Genomic DNA, 15,841 nt, shown 5'->3' with positions numbered 1-15,841 from the left:
GTCCCGGGAGGGGACCGAAAGCGCCGCGGACACGGCCGCGTGCCGACTTCGGCGCACAGCGACACGCGTACGGCGGCCGCCTGGGCCGATCTGTCCGGCACCTGGCACCTGGCCCGCCGACGCGGGACGGTCGACGACGAACCCATGTCCACGCGCCGTCGGCCGGTCCGTCGACCACCGGGCGTCCCTGGTGGTCGACCACCAGGTGCCGTGCGTGCCGTACGCGGCGTCTCGCGCCCTCCGTCACCGCCAGGGGGCCAGCTGCCGCAATCCGTTCTCGAGCAGCGCGAAGCCCTGTTCCGCGTCGGTCACCGCCCCCGCGTAGCGGGCGTCGGCCGACTCACCCCGCGCCAGACGATCGGCGTTGATGTCCGCCAGCGCCCAGCGGACCGCGACGATCTGGACGGCGGCCAACCGTGCGGTGACTTCCGGTACGGCTGCGGTCTCGTGCAGCGCCTCGGCGAGCGCGCGTTCGGCGCCGGTCTTGAACCGCTCCATCCGGGCCACCAGCGAGGGCGCGTCGACGATCATCTGATGGACCCTGCGCACCTGGGGATGGTCGTTGAGCCCGGTGATCGGGTCGCGCTCGCGCAGGCCCTCGAGGAAGTGCTCACGCACCGCGGTCAGCGGGTCGGTGCCCGGCGGGCGGGCCCGCACGACGCGGGCGAGTTCCGTCTCGTGGTCGGCGAGCCGATGCACCACGAGGTCTTCCTTGGTCGGGAAATAGGCGAAGAGCGTGCGCTTGGACACCTCGGCCGCCTCGGCCACCTGGACCACCGAGACCTGGTTGAAGCCGTGCTCGAGGAACAGCGCGATCGCGGCGTCGGAGATCGCCGCGTGGGTCCGCCGCTTCTTTCGTTCCCGCAGCCCTGGCGTGGCGTCCATGACAGACACCGTAACAGAAAGCTCACCCGAGGTGATTTCTGCACCTGGTATACATTTACTCCAGGTGAGACGAGCACGATGGAGGAGACCGTTGACCGAGACCGAGACCGAGACCGAGATCGAGACCGAGGTCGTCGTCGCGGGCGCAGGCCCGACCGGACTGACGCTGGCGTACGAGCTGACCCTGGCCGGGGTGGCGACGCTGGTGCTGGAGAAACTGCCCCGGCGCGTCGAGCAGGTGAAGGGCGGCGGGATCCAGCCCCGAACCGCCGAACTGCTGGAGTCACGGGGGCTGTTGGAGCCATTGCTGAAGCGGGCCACACCTCACGCGCCGACCGGCGGGCACTTCGCCGCCCTGCCCGTGCCCTTGGACTGCGGCCCATGGCGGACCAGGCACCCCTGTCCGATCCCGATCGCCCAGTGGGAGCTCGAGGACGTGCTCGAGGAGCGGGCGATCGCCGCCGGTGCGCGGGTCCTGCGCGGAACAGCCGTCTCAGGGGTCGCGTCGGACGACGACGGCGTCGTCGTGACGACGGAGGGTTCGCGGGTACGCGCGCGCTACCTGGTGGCGTGCGACGGAGGCCACAGCACGGTGCGGAAACTCCTCGGGCTGCCGTTCCCCGGCAGGCCGGGGACCAACCAGGCGGTGCTGGCGGGCATCCGCCTGTCGTCCGTGTCCCCACTGGTGCCCCGGCACATCGGCCACATGAGCACGCTGATGCGCCGGGCGGGAGGCTACTGGACCATGCTGGTCCCCCTCGGGGACGACCGGTACAACTTCACCTTCGGGCACACGGACACACCGGACGCGGCGGACACCGACGTCCCCGACACCGTCAGCCGCCAGGAGATCACCACCGCGCTGCACACCGTGTACGGCGACGAGACCACCCTCGCCTCCGTGGAGAACTCCTCCCGGTTCGGCGACGCCACCCGACAGCTGGAGCACTATCGGGCGGGCCGTGTGCTGTTCGCGGGCGACGCGGCGCACATCCACCCCCCGTTGGGCGGCCAAGGCCTCAACCTCGGGATCCAGGACGCGTTCAACCTCGGCTGGAAGCTGGCCGCGACCCTCCAGGACCGGGCCCCGGACGGCCTCCTGGACAGTTACCACGCCGAACGGCATCCGGTCGGAGCCCAGGTCCTGCACCACACGTCGGCGCAGCGGGTCCTGGCCGACCCGAATCCCGGCGAGGACGTGGCCGCCCTGCGCGACATCTTCGTCGACCTGCTGCGCCTGCCCGACACCAATCGCCACCTCGCGGGACTGATGTCCGGCCTCTCGCTGCGCCACCCGCTGCCCGGCGACCACCCGCTCATCGGACAGCGGGTCCCGGACGCCGACCTGGTCACCGAGGCCGGTCCCACGCGCGTGTCGACGCTGTTCGGCGCGGGACACGCGGTCCTGCTCGATCTGACCGGAGCCGTCCCGCCCGAACTCCCGCTCCCCGCACGGGTCGACGTCGTCCGCGCCACGTGCGCGGACGACCTGGGCGCCGCCACCCTGCTCGTCCGTCCCGACGGCTACGTCTGCTGGGCGGCGGACACCTCCACCCCCGCCGACACCACCGCCCTGCTCGCCGCGATCGCCGACCATCTCTTCGTCACCGAGCGGACGAACGGAGGTCGCCACACGCCGGTGGTTCGGACAGCCTGAACACCCCTTCGATCCCCGGTATTTGACCCCTTCGCGCGCTACGCTGCCGTCTCGTGCAGGAGACGCGTCTCGACACAGCCCGGATCCGGGCAGCCCGCCGGATGATCGACCCGGTCTTTCTCGACAGCCCCCTGTACCGGTGCGAGGCGCTGGAGCCCGGCCTCGGGTGCGCGGTGAGCATCAAGCTGGAGACGGCCAACCCGGTGCGCAGCTTCAAGGCCCGCGGCACCGAGGTGGTCGCCGGCCTGCTCGCCGACGGCCATTCGCGCGACGTGGTGTGCGCCAGCGCGGGCAACCTGGGCCAGGCCCTGGCCTGGTCCGGTCGCGGCCGGGGGCTCGACGTCACCGTCGTGGCGTCCCGCTTCGCGACGGCGGCCAAGCTCGACCGCGTGCGCGCATGGGGCGCCAGGCTCGAACTGGTCGACGGCGACCACGAGTTGGCGCGTGAGCGGGCGGCGGCCATCGCGCGCCACGACCGCATCCGGCTGGTCGAGGACAGTCTGGACCTCGAGACCTGCGAGGGCGCGGCGACCATCGGCCTGGAACTGGTCGACACCGCGCCCGCGTTCGACGCGGTTCTCATCGCCCTCGGCGGCGGGGCGTTGGCCACCGGTGTGGGCCACGTGCTGAAGGCCTTGGCGCCCGGGGTCGAGGTGATCTGCGTCCAGCCGCTGGGCGCGCCGGCGATGACCCGGTCGTGGCGTGAGCGACGTGTCGTCACCACCGGTCCGACCGACACCATCGCCGACGGCGTCGCCGGCCGCCGCCCCATCCCGGCCGTCCTGGACGACCTCCTCCTGGTCGCCGACGACGCCGTCCTGGTCCGGGAGGCGTCGATCATCGCCGGTATGCGGATGCTCCTCGACCACGCCGGCCTCGTCGTCGAGCCGTCGGCGGCGCTCGGCGTCGCGGCGATCCTCGAGGACCGCGACCGCTTCGCCGGGCGGCACGTGGTCACGATCGTGTGTGGCAGCAACGTCGACATGGACGCGTATCACCGTTGGGTAGGCGCCGCCCCCGTCCGCCGGCCCTGACGATCGCTCCGGCAGCGCGGCCGGGGGGAGGCCGGGGGGCCACGTCCCGTGCCGAGCACCACGAGGGCGCGCTGTGTGATCCACGCCACATGACGGTGGTGCATAGCGGGCTGGGGCCCAGTGTCTTTGTAGAGGGTGAGGAGATGTGTCCGCGGTCCGCGGCGGCATCCGTCACTGACGGCGTACGCGGTTGACGGCGTAGGCCGTCGATGACATGTGCGCCGCTCTGGAACCCGCACGGACACGGTGAACGCCGGCGTGCTCGGCAGGAAGGCAGGGGGCGACGCCCATGGGGCAGGTGCGGACCGATGACTTCGACCGGTTCGTGGCGGCTCGTTGGTCGGCGTTGCTCCACCTGGCGCGGCTGCTCACCGGTGGGGACCGGCACCGGGCCGAGGATCTGCTCCAGGAAGCGCTCGTCAAGCTGTGGTTCGCCTGGCCGAAGGTGTCCGGACAGGCGCCTGAGGCCTACGTGCGGAAGATCCTGGCCAGGGCCGCGGCCCGTTCGGCACGGCGCCGCTGGTGGGGCGAGCACCCCGTGGACCAGCTGCCGGAGCCGCCCGAGGCGGGAGACGCGATCGCCACCGTGGACGAACGGACGCGGTTGGAAGCCATGTTGGCGCTGCTGCCGGCCCGCCAGCGGGCCGCGGTGGTGCTCCGCTACTACCAGGACCTGCCCGAACGGCACGTCGCCGAGGCACTGGGATGTCCGGTGGGAACCGCTCGTTCCCTCACGGCGCGTGGCGTCGCACGGTTGCGGCACCTTCTCGCCGAGGCAGTGGAACCGGCCGTGCCGGTCGAGTGAAGAAGGAGCCATGGATCGCTTCGAGCAGGAACTGACACGCATGATGCGGGACAGCCGGGAGGTCACGCCGTACGAGACCCGGCACCGTGACCGCCTGCACGCCGGTGTTCGCGCCCGGCGGCGGGCCCGGACGGCCTGGAAGGCCACCGGATCCGCGCTGACCGTGGCCGGACTGGGAGTCGGACTGATGGTCCTGGCGGGCTCCTTGGCCAGGGGCGGACCGACCGGTCCTCAGCCTCGACCCGTCACTTCGGCCGAGTCGGTCCCGATGCCCTCGACGGCCCGCTCCGCCTCCGCCGCCCATGGGGTGCCGATGCCCTACCGCCCCTCGACGCCGGGACCGGTCCTGCCGCAGCGGACCTCGATCACCCAGGTGGCACCGCGGTCCGGTCCGACCGGCTCCGGCCAGTGAGGGCCGAAGTCCAGGGTCGGGGGTGACCGGCACCGACCGCCGCGTTTCCGAATCCGTCCGTTCCGCCCTCCACCCATCAGAAAGCTCACCCAGTGACCCCTGAGAACGCGCCCGCCTCCGTCGATCAGCCGCGGGAGACGGTGGACCCTCGACCGATCTCCTGGGAGCGGCGGCTGCGCGACTTCGGATACGCCGGGCGCCCGCGTACGTCCGTGCGCGACCGCCTGGTCGTGCCGTTCCCCGAACCCGGGTCACGGGTGTGGCGCGCGCTCGGGCTGTCCCCGGCGACCGCGGGCAGGCTGGCGCGCTGGTCTGGGTGGGGAGGCCCGCTGCTGGTGGCGCTCCTGGCCGGACTGCCGCGCTTCTGGCGTCTGGGCAGTCCGCGGGCGGTCGTGTTCGACGAGACGTACTACGCCAAGGACGCCTGGTCGTTGCTGCGGCTGGGGTACGAGACCACATGGCCGGAGAGCAAGGTCGTCGACCCCCAGATCCTCGCCCATCCCCCGGCGATGCCGCCCTCCGGCACCGGGTCCTTCGTCGCGCACCCGCCGACGGGCAAGTGGGTGATCTCCCTGGGCGAGTGGATGTTCGGCTTCACCCCGTTCGGCTGGCGGTTCATGACGGCGGTCCTCGGCACGCTGTCGGTGCTGATGCTGTGCCGGATAGGCCGCCGCCTGCTGCGTTCGACATTCCTGGGCTGTCTCGCCGGAACGCTCATGGCGTTGGACGGTCTGCACCTCGTGATGAGCCGCACCGCCCTGCTCGACCTCGTCGTCATGTTCTTCGTCCTGGCGGCCTTCGGATGCCTGCTCGTCGACCGGGACTGGGCCCGGGCCCGGCTCGCGGCGGTCCTGCCGGCCGACGAGAACGGCCGGGTACGCCCGGACGCAGACACCGGTGCTCGCGCTGGGACGGGGCCGCGCCCCTGGCGGCTCGCCGCCGGCGTCTTCCTGGGACTGGCCGCCTCGACCAAATGGAACGGCCTGTACTTCCTCGCCTTCTTCGTGATCCTCACCCTGCTGTGGGACGTCGGCGCCCGCCGGGTGGCGGGGGCGCGCCGCCCGTACCGCGCGGTGCTGCGCAAGGACCTCGGCCCGTCGGTTCTCTCGCTCGTCCCGGTCGCCGTCCTGACGTATCTGACGACATGGACCGGCTGGTTCCTGTCGGACGACGGTTACGGGCGCCACTGGGCGGACGGCCGCGGCGGCACCTGGTCGTGGATTCCCGCCCCGCTGCGCAGCCTGTGGCACTACGAGTACGGGGTGTACCAGTTCAACATCGGGCTGCACACCCCCCACAAGTACCAGTCGAATCCGTGGAGTTGGCTGGTCGTCGGCCGTCCGGTGCTGTTCCACTACGAGTCGCCGACACCCGGGAAGGACGGCTGCCACACGACGGCCGGCTGTTCACAGGCGGTTCTCGCCCTGGGAACACCGCTCCTGTGGTGGTCGGCGTGCTTCGCTCTCGCCTACCTGCTCTACCGTTGGGCGCTGCGCCGCGACTGGCGTTCCGGAGCCGTCCTGTGCGCGGTGGCCGGCGGCTACCTCCCTTGGTTCCTGTACCAGGACCGCACGATCTTCTCCTTCTACGCGGTCGCGTTCGTGCCGTACCTGTGCCTGGCGGTGACGATGATGCTGGGGGCCCTGCTGGGACCGCCGGGGGCGACCGCCGGACGCCGCCTGCGCGGTGCGGTGGCGGCAGGCGTGCTGGTCGTGCTCATCGCCTGGAACCTCATCCTGTTCTTCCCGATCTACACGGGGCAGACGATTCCGTACGCCGACTGGCACTCCAGGATGTGGCTCGACACCTGGATCTGAGCGGCGGCCGAGGCCGTACGGCCGCCGGGACCGTCCGTTCCGGACCTGCCAGGAACCTTCCCTGTCATGAGGCCGATCACAACGCGCGCCTCGATCGGCTTCACCCGCCGAACGCCCTCGCCCCGGACGCGCCTCCCGGCCCGGCGAGCGCGGCCTGGCCCGAGTCGGTGGTGTCTCGGGCAGGGCCCGGCATGACAAGCTGGGGTTTCCACTGCCCGGCCCCAGGAGGTCACCATGACTGCAGAATCTTCATCACCCGAAGGTACGGAGCCGGTCGACGGCGAGGACCCCGCCGTCACGCCCGACGACGAGCAGCAGGACTTGAAGCGCAAGTTCCGGGAGGCCCTGGCGCGCAAGCGCGGCATGCAGGCGGACGCCGCCGACCTCGCCGCGACCACCAACAAGTCGAAGATCCACGGCGCGCACGGCCCGGCCTCGAGCCAGCGGTCGTTCCGCCGGAAGAGCGGCGGCTGAGTCCGACCGGTCCGCGCCGCGGCGGATCAGGTGCCGGGTCGGACGGTCGGACCTCCGCCCGGCCCGGTCGATCCACGAGGAGCGTCCTCGTCTGCCGAGTGGACGGCGCGAACTGCCCGGCGGCCGGGCGGAGTCGGGACGGGCACCCGTTCCGGCGGTCCGCCGCCGTCGGGGTGCTCGGGCCCCCTCACCGCAGGCTGAGCGAGGGCGCCGCTCGTCGTCCGGCCGACGGGGTCCGCGCCGAACCGGACGTCGGTCGTACGAGCCAACAGGCCCCCGGGATCAGCGTGTTGCCGTCTCCTCCGCCAGGGTCTCGCGCACGATCCGCACCGCCTGTTCCGTGTCGGCGCGCGTCACGTCCAGGTGGAACACGAAGCGCAGCTGTCCCGGGTATCCCGCACACAGCAGCCCCCGGCGCGCCAGCCGGTCGCGCACCTCGTCGGTGTCGACGCCCGGAGCGGACCTCGCGAAGACCATGTTGGTCAGGCTGGGCTCCACGGTCAGGCCCCGCACGTCCTTGAGACCCTCAGCGAACAGCGCGGCGTGCGCGTGGTCGTCCGCGAGGCGTGTCACATGATGGTCCAGCGCGTGGACCGCGGCGGCCGCCAGCACTCCGGCCTGCCGCATCCCGCCGCCCAGGACCTTGCGCCAGCGCCGTGCCCCGGCCACGAACTCCCGTGATCCGACGAGTGCCGAACCGACCGGCGCGCCCAGGCCCTTGCTGAAGCAGACGGAGACGCTGTCGAAGTGGCCGGCGATCAGCCTGGCCCCCTCGTACGGGTCGCCTCCGCCCGCCACCGCCGCGTTGAACAGCCGCGCCCCGTCGAGATGCGTGGCGAGCCCGTGGTCGCGGGCGATTTCGGTGGCGGCCTTCAGGTACTCCATCGACACCGCGCGGCCACCGATGGTGTTCTCCAGGCAGAGCAGCCGGGTTCGCGCGAAGTGCGGGTCGTCCGGCTTCACGGCCGCCGCGATGTCCAGCGGGTCCAGCGTCCCGTCCTCCCGGTGCGGCAGCGGCTGGGGCTGGATGCCTCCGAGCACGGCGGCGCCACCGCCCTCCCACCGGTACGCGTGGGCCATCTGGCCGACGATGTACTCGTCCCCGCGTCCGCAGTGGGTCAGCAGGGCGCACAGGTTGCTCTGTGTCCCCGAGGAGACGAACAGCGCGGCCTCGAATCCGAGGAGTCCGGCGATCCGCTCCTGCAGCGCGTTGACGGTGGGATCGTCACCGAAGACGTCGTCGCCCACCTCGGCCTCGGCCATCGCCCGGCGCATGGCCTCGCCCGGACGGGTGACGGTGTCGCTGCGGAGATCGATGGGACGGCCGGGCCGCTCACCGGCGGCCCCGGTCACGTTCGCGGCGGTGGAGGCATCGACGACCTCGGGGGTACGGGCGGCATCAGTGGTCGGCACACGCATACTCTGCCACGCCCCCGCGCACCTCGACCGTCGAGGTGTGCGGGATCCCCGCGCGGGCGCGACCCGAGGACGGCGTCGATCCGCTCGGCCCGCGGTCCACAGCCGGCGGCCCGGCGCTCACCGCCGGGTCCGGATCAGCGGATACAGGAAGTACGGCGTTCCGATGACGGCGGTGACGACGCCCGCGCCCAGTGGGGCCGGAGCGGTCACGGTGCGGCCGGGCGCGAGGGCGTTGCCGGACAGGACGAGGCGTACGGTGCCGGTGCCCGGGCCGGACAGCGACAGGACGACGGCGGCCGCCGTCAGAGCTCCGGCGAACGCGGCCCCCGACGAGGCCACGAGCGGCAGGGTGGTTCCGATGACGGTGAGCACGCCGAGCGCCAGGTACGAACCGGCGTTCACGGCCAGGGTGTCGGGCGCGGCCAGGACGTTGCGGCTGACGGCCCGGAGCGCGGCGCCGGCGATACCGAGGGCCGTGCCGGCCGGGGCTCCCCAAGGACCGCATCACCTGCTCGGGCTTCTGGCGCCACGAGACCGCACGGGCCGCCTGCCCACCGCACACCCGGGTGCTCGCGCGGGAGGGGAACCGCGGCCCGGGGCCGACTCGTGTCCTGGTACGGAGGGAAGGGCCGGGCGAACTCCACGGGGGAAGCGTGCAGATCATCGAGGTGACCGGGTATGCCGTCCGATCCGCCGTGATCACCATGAGGCGGACGGGGAAACCACTTGAGTTCGTGATCTTCCCGATGCTGCATGTGGCCTCGCCGACGTTCTACTCCCAGGTCCGCCTTCGGCTCAGGGAGTGCGACCTCATAGTCCTCGAGGGAATCCAGGGGAGGTCGGTCGGCGTGAGCGCCCTGACCCTCGCCTACCGGTTCGCCCCACGGTGGCGGCGCAACGGCCTGCAGGAGCAGCGCGACGACGTGCTGCTTCCCGAGGGCGTTCCGGTCGTCCACCCGGACGTGACCGCGGCGGAGGCCATGGCGGACCTGAGGACGCTGCCCTACTGGATGTACCTGCTGCTGATGGTCTCGGCCCCGGTTTTCGGCCTGCTGTTCGCGCTGCGCGGTCCGCGCGCCTTCCTCGACGAGGACCTGGTGGTCGAGGATCTGCCGTCGACCCTGCGGGCGGAGATGCTGGCCGACGGGCCGGTGGAGCAGGCGATGACGGGCCGGCGCGATCAGCGACTGCTCGCCGCGCTCGGCGAGATCCACGCGGAGCGCGGCGACGAACCGATCCGGGTGGCCGTCGTCTACGGAGCGGGCCACGTCCCGGCGATCGTGTCGGGGCTGATGGATCGTCACGGGTACCGGCCGCGTGAGGCGGAATGGCTCACCGTCCTCGTCCCGGCGTAGACCGGATCCGGTTCAGCGGCGGAGCGGTCGCCGGCTCAGAGGTCGAGGACGACTTCGGTGGTCGGCTCGCTGCAGCAGACGAGAACCGTGCCCGGGTCGGGGGGTTCGAGGGGCGGGGTGGTGTAGGCGATGTCCCCCGACACCAGCGGCGTGACGCAGGTATGACAGACACCGGTGCGGCAGGACCAGCGGGTGGGGATGTCGCAGGCCTCGGCGAGGTCGAGGAGCGTCACGGCGGCGGGCGACCAGGCGGTGGTGATGCCGCTTCGGGCGAACGTGACCGCGGGCCCGCTCCCCGGCGGCCCGGCCGGCTGGTGCGGGCGGACCCCGGTGGTGGCCGTGACGCCCGGGTTGACGGCGGGCAGGGCGCTGAACTGTTCCGTGTGGATCCGCTCGGGGCGCAGGCCGTGATCTCGCAGGAGTCCGCCGAAGCCGTCCATGAAGGCCGAAGGCCCGCAGAGGTAGGCGTCGGCATCGGTGGGGACCCCCATGGCCACCAGCGACGCGGCGGTCGGGTGCCCCTCGTGGACGCGGGCCCCGCCGGTCTCCGCGGTCGTCCCGCCCGCCGCGGTGTAGAAGATGTCCTCGTGGGCGTCGGGGACACGCGCCAGGAGTGCGTGGGCCTCCTCCGCGAAGGGGTGCTGGGCCCGTTCGCGCGCCACGTGGATCCACCAGAGCGCCCGCGGGTCGCGTGCGGCGGCGAGCCGGTGGAGCATGGCCAGCACAGGAGTGGCGCCGATGCCCGCGGAGACCAGGACGACCGGTGCCGTGCCGTCCTGGAGGACGAAGGTCCCGCGGGGAGCGGCGGTGTCCACGAGGTCACCGGGGCGGAGCGTGCCGTGGATGTAACCACTGACCGTCCCGTGAGGTTCCCGCTTGACGCTGATGCGGTAGGCGTCGGCTCCGGGCGCCGAGGACAGGGAGTAGCTGCGGACGGTGGGGGCGGCCCCGCCCACGGCGAGACGGATGGAGAGGTACTGGCCCGGCTCGGCCTCGGGCAGCGGTGTGCCGTCCGTGCTGCCGAGGTGGACCGAGGAGATGGTGGGCGTCTCGGGAAGGATGCGGTCGACGCGCAGGGCCTTGAACCCCGGCCATCCGGTCTCGGGTTGCCGGCCCGCGGCGCGCGCATCTGACGGTCCCGCGTCCTGCCGGGACCGCTCCGCGTCGACGAGTTCACGGAAGGACTGCTGCCAACCGGGGCTGAGGGCGGGGATGTTCAGGGATCTGCGGAGCATCTGCGGGTCGCGGTCCGGCAGATAGAGCAGCGCGTCCGTCTCCGCGACGCTCAGTCGCTCAGGACCCTCGCGGGTCAGGACGATCTCGTCGCCGGCCTGGACGGGGCCTTCCTCGATGACGCGCAGGTAGAAGCCGGGGCGATGGTGAGCGACGAGGAGCGAGGCCATGGTGGGTTCGCCCAGTCGCATGCCGACGCGATAGCAGGTGACCCGCGGTTGGGTGACCTCGAACTCGGCTTCGCCGATGCGGTAGCGGTCCCCGATGCAGACTTCCTCGTCGGGCAGACCGTCGACGGTGAAGTTCTCCCCGAACATCCCGAACGTGAGGTCGTCACGCCCGAGTTGTTTCTGCCAGAACCGGTAGGACTCCGTCTGGTACACCAGGACGGCCCGTATCTCCCCGCCGTGCCCGGCCGTGTCTCCCTGGCCGTCTCCGTCGACGTTCAGCCGCCGCACCATCCGCGGACCCTCGACGGGCGTCTTCCAGGCTCCGGTGTGAACCGTTCGCCCTTGCCAGGGGACGTCCTCGGGCATGCCCACGTTGACGGACAGCAATGTCGCCATCGCGACCTCCCGCGGAGTTCCGGCCGGTCAGCCCTCCTGGCACGGACAGCTGTGCGCCGGACTCATTCTATTTCTCGCTCCCGTACCCCCACAATTCAGGCGATCATGACGCTCGGCAACCGATCGTTGACGACGAGGAGTCCTGAGCCCTCGCCCCCACATCCGACCATGGGCCCAGCGGGCGCACGGGTCAGCCGCAGGACAGCAGGCCCGCCCGCTGCTTGGCGTTCAGGACGCGGTGGACGCTCTGATCCACCTGCGCGCGGAAACTCGCGCTCTGCGTCATTCGGCTCTGTACCGCCTTGGTCATGGCCGGGATCAGGTTCGGTTCGACCGTGAGGACCATGTCACCGCCGGCCGACAGGAACCTGACCGCGCGATCACCGGGAGTCACGGACTTCACCGCCACGGCGTTGCCGAGGTCGTCGGAGATGACCACGCCCTTGAAGCCCAGATCCTTGCGGAGCATTCCCTGGATCACCGTCGAGGAGAACGCGGCCTGGTTCTTCGGGTCGATCTTGCTGTAGACGGCGGAGGAGATCATGACGAACGGCGCTCCGGCTTCGATCCCGGACTTGAACGTCGTGATGTTCGGGCTGGTGCGCGTGGTCACGGTGTCCACGACGTTGGCCGTCGTGTCGGTGTTGTCGCGCACGCTGCCGAGTCCGGGGAAGTGCTTGAGCGTGGCCAGTACTCCAGCGTCGGTGGATCCCGCGAGGAACGCGTCGCTGTGGGGCGCCACCGTAGCGGCGGTGTACCCGAACTCGCGGTCGTACCGACCGATCGGCGCGTTGGCCGTGCCCAGGCTCGCCGGCACGACATCCGCGACGGGGGCGAGGTTCAGGTTGACACCGGCCGACTTGAGCTCCTTGGCCCATACCGCGGATTCGTCGCGCAACCGCGACGTCGTCCAGCCACCCTGCGTGAGGGCGCTCGGTATGGTCGAGAACCCGGGGCCGGACAGCACCTGCACGACACCGCCCTCCTGGTCGGTCGAGATCAGAAGGCCCACACGGTGCCCCGCCGCACTGTCGGCCTTGGCCTGCAGACCGTCCACGAGGGTCTTGGTCGCCGCCGTCCCGGCCTTGCTGCGACCGGCGAGGAACACGGAGCCCACGTGGTACTGGCGCATGAGGTCGATCCGCTTGCTGTCCGGAGCGGACGGCGTCACCGATCCCATGAAGAGCTGACCGACCCGCTGCGAAGCGCTCAGCGCCTTGAAGGTCCTGTCGGCGCACGTGTTCGCCGCGGCTTTGACGGGCGTCCCGGACGGATCGACGATGGCGGCCTGTGACATCTGCACCCCCGCTCCGGCGACAGCGAGTGACAGCACCAGGGAGGAAGCGATCCAGACGGGACGCTTGATCCTGGAGCGAGGGGCGGGCGACTGGTGCGATGCCATGGAGGTACTCCAACTGTGCCTGCTGCGGGCCGCGTGGATCTTGAACGACAAGTCAGTTGCCGTGTTCATGGTATCAACACTCGGATCACCGAGCCGAGGCACGGACCGCCGCGTCCTCCAAGGTCCGGGGCCTGACGTGCCCTGATACCGCTCCCGCTCGACCGAGGCCCGGCGCCGGCGGAAGTGGTCGCCGGCGTCAAGCCCGGTGGCACATCCGGGGCGGCACGGTCATGGGCTCGACGCTCAGGGCCGGCGCCATGCGACGGAGACATGGGCGTACCCCTCGCCCGCCCGAGGCGCCCGGGTCCAGGACCGGGTGGTGAAGGTGCGGAGCCTGCCTCGGGTCAGCGCGAAACAAGGAAGCGAGAGCCCGAGCTCCGCGTGCAGGGCCCGCAGCACACGCGGTTCGTCGTCCGGTTCGGTGTCCCGCGGGCGGAACAGCCGCGCGGGATCCAACGCGTCGGGTATGTCACCGGAACACCGGCTTTCTCCACCCCGTACGGTGAACGCGTAGAGTTCCTCGCCGTGTTCGGCCACCGACAGGTGGAACGCCGCCGCGTGGTCCGGGAATGAGCCTCTCGGCTCGTACCACACCACCACCGCACGACCGGACGAGGAGGCAGCCGAAGCAGGCGACCGGAACCGGTCGTTCAGGCTGCGAGCTTCGCCGTCGAAGGCGAAGGCCCACCCTTCGGCGGTGCGGCCGACGGCGACCACCGCCCGGTCCTCCCAGGGTTCCACGCCCTCCCGTTCGCGTGACCGGGCCCGGCTCCGGTTCCGGAACATCTCACGCTGGGACGTGGGCGCGCTCAGTGCGGCGCCCTCCTCCCCGATCAGGGCGGGAAGCTCGGCGGGATCGATCCCCTCCACCCAGACACAGCGGTATCCGTGCGGCGGCTGCCGGCCCACCGCGGGCTCCGCCAACCAGCCGAGTCCCGGCGGATCGAGATCGGGCCCGTGCTCGGGAGCGGGACCCCGCTCCCCGGCCCGCGGCGTCGCGAGGATCTCCCGCCCTCGCTCCGGGGTGACCAGCGGGCCCAGGACCGGATCGGCGAGCAAGCCGATCGGAGCGATCAGCAAGGGCCCCGGGGGCTCCCACAGCGCCAGCGCCTCCCGCAGCACCCGCCACGCGGCGTCGGTGGCCCCCCACTCGGCCGACTTCCGGGCTTCGGCGACGGCCCGGCCCCACGGACCGGAAGGCGTGTAGCGGTGGGTGCCGTCCCGCAACGCGCCCAGGACGACCTCGAGGGTCTTCCGGTCGGCCCCGCGGGCGGACATCATCCCGAGCCAGTGGTCGTCCCCGCCCAACCGCCATTCTCCGCGTGCCGGCTCCATGGCATGCCCGGGAAGCAGCTCGGGCAGATAGCGCGGATCGGCCACCAGGTTCCCGTAGTCCCGGGATTCGCCCGGCGTCCGCAGATGCCTGAGCTGGGTCAGCAGAACGGCGCTGTTCGGCCGTCCGAAGGACTGCGCTTCCTCCAGCAGGGTCTGGGCCTCCTCGTAGCGTCCGCGCAGCGCGAGCAGGCGGGCCTCCTCCACGTGGGCGTCCTGGGCGCGCGTCGTCGCGTTCACGAAGTCGGGCCGCTTCACCCGGTCGGAGTGGAAACCGCGGTACATGGCCTCCATGTACGCGCGGAACGACGTGTAACGATCGGGCAGTTCACCGCCCCAGCCCTTGTAGAGGTAGAGCGCCCACTCGCCGTGCCGGTCGGTGTCGCCCGGGTCGAGCAGGGCGTGCGACATGTCGGAGTCGGTCTCCAGCCGCAGCGCCCTCCGCCACATCCCGGCCAGCAGGGTCTCCGCTTCGCTCGGGTCGTCGCCCAGGCCCTCCTCATAGATCGGGGTCAGGTCGAACGGGTCCTGGAACCATCCGATCTCCGCGGCCCCGCCGAGCCGATAGACGCCGGCCACCTGGTCCACGTGCCATCCGTCGCTCACGGCCAGGAACTCCCGGTACGAGGGCGGCAGCCGCCTGCCCAGCCGCTCCTCCGCGGCGGAGATCGCCGCCTCGTCCGCCCCCGGGCGGCCCGGACCGACGGCCGAATCTCCGGCGTCGCAGCCCGCGCCCGGAACCCACTCGTCCTGCCAACGCCCCAGGAAATCACGCCAGTCGAAAGACTTATCACTCATCAGGTCTCCTTCGTGGATACCCCGGCCTTCAGGCCGGGGTAGGGGGTACCTCCCTCTTGTGGGGGAGAAACGAAGTTCCTGCGGGGCAGGGCGGGGAAAGCTGGTTCGCTCCTGGGCGGACCGGTGTTGTCAGTGGCGGCCGTTAGGTTGGTTTCGTGTATCTGCGGTATTCCTTCCGGCTCGAGCCGACGCCGGGTCAGCGCATCGCGTTGGCCCGTACGTTCGGCTGTGCCCGGGTGGTCTACAACGATGCGCTGGCCGCGAGGAAGGCCGCGTACCAGGCGGACAGGTCGCGGATCGCGACGGGTGTTCTGGCGCGGCGGGTGATCACCGATGCGAAGAAGACGCCCGGGCGGGCGTGGCTGGCCGAGGTGTCGGTGGACGCCTTGCAGTCCTCTCTTCGTGATCTCGATACGGCGTACGCGAACTTCTTCGCGTCGGTGTCGGGGAAGCGGCGGGGGCGCCGTATGGGGCTTCCGGTGTTCAAGTCGAAGAAGGACAGCCGGCAGGCCGTCCGTTTCTCCAGGAACGGGTTTCGGCTGCGGGACAACGGGCGGTTGAACCTCGCGAAGATCGGGGATGTCCGGGTCCGCTGGTCTCGAAAGCTGCCTTCCGCTCCGTCGTCGGTGACTGTGGTCAAGGACGCTTCGGG

13 protein-coding genes and 1 pseudogene are annotated in these 15,841 nt (G+C 71.5%); 8 read left to right on the top strand and 6 right to left on the bottom strand.

Going from position 1 to position 15,841, the window contains the following annotated elements; all coding sequences use genetic code 11:
- Positions 1–243 precede the first annotated feature (243 nt).
- A complete protein-coding gene (locus tag ACFYW7_RS35835) occupies positions 244–885 on the bottom strand; it encodes a TetR/AcrR family transcriptional regulator (protein WP_389510276.1) in 642 nt (213 codons plus the stop codon).
- 91 nt (positions 886–976) lie between these two features.
- Between ACFYW7_RS35835 and ACFYW7_RS35830 the strand changes: the two genes are divergently transcribed.
- From ACFYW7_RS35830 to ACFYW7_RS35805, 6 genes are all read left to right on the top strand, one after another.
- Positions 977–2,542, top strand: coding sequence for an FAD-dependent oxidoreductase (locus ACFYW7_RS35830; protein WP_389510274.1), 1,566 nt, complete (start codon positions 977–979; stop codon positions 2,540–2,542).
- 53 nt (positions 2,543–2,595) lie between these two features.
- Positions 2,596–3,576 carry a threonine/serine dehydratase gene (locus ACFYW7_RS35825; RefSeq protein WP_389510272.1) on the top strand — a complete coding sequence of 327 codons (981 nt, stop codon included), beginning with the start codon at positions 2,596–2,598 and terminating at the stop codon, positions 3,574–3,576.
- Between the two features lie 289 nt (positions 3,577–3,865).
- Positions 3,866–4,381 (top strand): SigE family RNA polymerase sigma factor, encoded by a 516-nt coding sequence (locus tag ACFYW7_RS35820; RefSeq protein ID WP_389510270.1) that lies wholly within the window; start codon positions 3,866–3,868, stop codon positions 4,379–4,381.
- A gap of 10 nt (positions 4,382–4,391) precedes the next feature.
- On the top strand, positions 4,392–4,793 hold the full coding sequence (locus tag ACFYW7_RS35815) for a cellulase (RefSeq protein ID WP_389510268.1): 402 nt from the start codon (positions 4,392–4,394) through the stop codon (positions 4,791–4,793).
- 92 nt (positions 4,794–4,885) lie between these two features.
- Positions 4,886–6,610: a dolichyl-phosphate-mannose--protein mannosyltransferase gene (locus tag ACFYW7_RS35810; RefSeq protein WP_389510266.1), complete on the top strand. Its 1,725-nt coding sequence runs from the start codon at positions 4,886–4,888 to the stop codon at positions 6,608–6,610.
- A gap of 234 nt (positions 6,611–6,844) precedes the next feature.
- The gene (locus ACFYW7_RS35805) at positions 6,845–7,084 is read left to right on the top strand and encodes a DUF5302 domain-containing protein (RefSeq protein WP_389510264.1); all 240 of its coding nucleotides are present in this window, start codon (positions 6,845–6,847) and stop codon (positions 7,082–7,084) included.
- Between the two features lie 282 nt (positions 7,085–7,366).
- On the opposite strand, the gene ltaE is transcribed toward ACFYW7_RS35805, so the two are convergent.
- Positions 7,367–8,497 carry a low-specificity L-threonine aldolase gene (ltaE, locus tag ACFYW7_RS35800; protein WP_389510262.1) on the bottom strand — a complete coding sequence of 377 codons (1,131 nt, stop codon included), beginning with the start codon at positions 8,495–8,497 and terminating at the stop codon, positions 7,367–7,369.
- Between the two features lie 216 nt (positions 8,498–8,713).
- A pseudogene (locus ACFYW7_RS35795) lies at positions 8,714–8,995 on the bottom strand (iron chelate uptake ABC transporter family permease subunit); the annotation flags it as partial.
- Between the two features lie 242 nt (positions 8,996–9,237).
- On the opposite strand from ACFYW7_RS35795, the gene ACFYW7_RS35790 reads away from it, so the two are divergent.
- Complete coding sequence (locus ACFYW7_RS35790; protein ID WP_389510261.1) at positions 9,238–9,858, top strand: hypothetical protein; 621 nt, start codon at positions 9,238–9,240, stop codon at positions 9,856–9,858.
- A 35-nt stretch (positions 9,859–9,893) separates the two neighbouring features.
- On the opposite strand, the gene ACFYW7_RS35785 is transcribed toward ACFYW7_RS35790, so the two are convergent.
- From ACFYW7_RS35785 to ACFYW7_RS35775, 3 genes are all read right to left on the bottom strand, one after another.
- Complete coding sequence (locus ACFYW7_RS35785) at positions 9,894–11,657, bottom strand: MOSC domain-containing protein (protein WP_389510259.1); 1,764 nt, start codon at positions 11,655–11,657, stop codon at positions 9,894–9,896.
- A gap of 190 nt (positions 11,658–11,847) precedes the next feature.
- Positions 11,848–13,059 (bottom strand): glycoside hydrolase family 3 N-terminal domain-containing protein, encoded by a 1,212-nt coding sequence (locus tag ACFYW7_RS35780; protein ID WP_389510257.1) that lies wholly within the window; start codon positions 13,057–13,059, stop codon positions 11,848–11,850.
- Between the two features lie 243 nt (positions 13,060–13,302).
- On the bottom strand, positions 13,303–15,189 hold the full coding sequence (locus tag ACFYW7_RS35775; RefSeq protein ID WP_389510255.1) for an SMI1/KNR4 family protein: 1,887 nt from the start codon (positions 15,187–15,189) through the stop codon (positions 13,303–13,305).
- A 155-nt stretch (positions 15,190–15,344) separates the two neighbouring features.
- Here ACFYW7_RS35775 and ACFYW7_RS35770 point away from each other — a divergent pair.
- Positions 15,345–15,841, top strand: a 497-nt coding sequence (locus ACFYW7_RS35770; protein WP_389510253.1) for an RNA-guided endonuclease InsQ/TnpB family protein, incomplete at its 3' end; no start/stop codon positions are given.

Source organism: Streptomyces sp. NPDC002580, from assembly GCF_042889485.1.
Lineage (GTDB): Bacteria > Actinomycetota > Actinomycetes > Streptomycetales > Streptomycetaceae > Streptomyces.
Note: the sequence above shows the minus strand (reverse complement) of the source record. Positions and strands in the feature narration are given on the sequence as shown.

Bases quoted from the DNA above. Each gene is read 5' to 3' on its own strand.
- ACFYW7_RS35835 (WP_389510276.1), bottom strand. From the start codon at position 885: ATGGACGCCACGCCAGGGCTGCGGGAACGAAAGAAGCGGCGGACCCAC.
- ACFYW7_RS35820 (WP_389510270.1), top strand. From the start codon at position 3,866: ATGGGGCAGGTGCGGACCGATGACTTCGACCGGTTCGTGGCGGCTCGT.
- ACFYW7_RS35815 (WP_389510268.1), top strand. From the start codon at position 4,392: ATGGATCGCTTCGAGCAGGAACTGACACGCATGATGCGGGACAGCCGG.
- ACFYW7_RS35805 (WP_389510264.1), top strand. From the start codon at position 6,845: ATGACTGCAGAATCTTCATCACCCGAAGGTACGGAGCCGGTCGACGGC.
- ACFYW7_RS35785 (WP_389510259.1), bottom strand. From the start codon at position 11,657: ATGGCGACATTGCTGTCCGTCAACGTGGGCATGCCCGAGGACGTCCCC.
- ACFYW7_RS35780 (WP_389510257.1), bottom strand. From the start codon at position 13,059: ATGGCATCGCACCAGTCGCCCGCCCCTCGCTCCAGGATCAAGCGTCCC.
- ACFYW7_RS35775 (WP_389510255.1), bottom strand. From the start codon at position 15,189: ATGAGTGATAAGTCTTTCGACTGGCGTGATTTCCTGGGGCGTTGGCAG.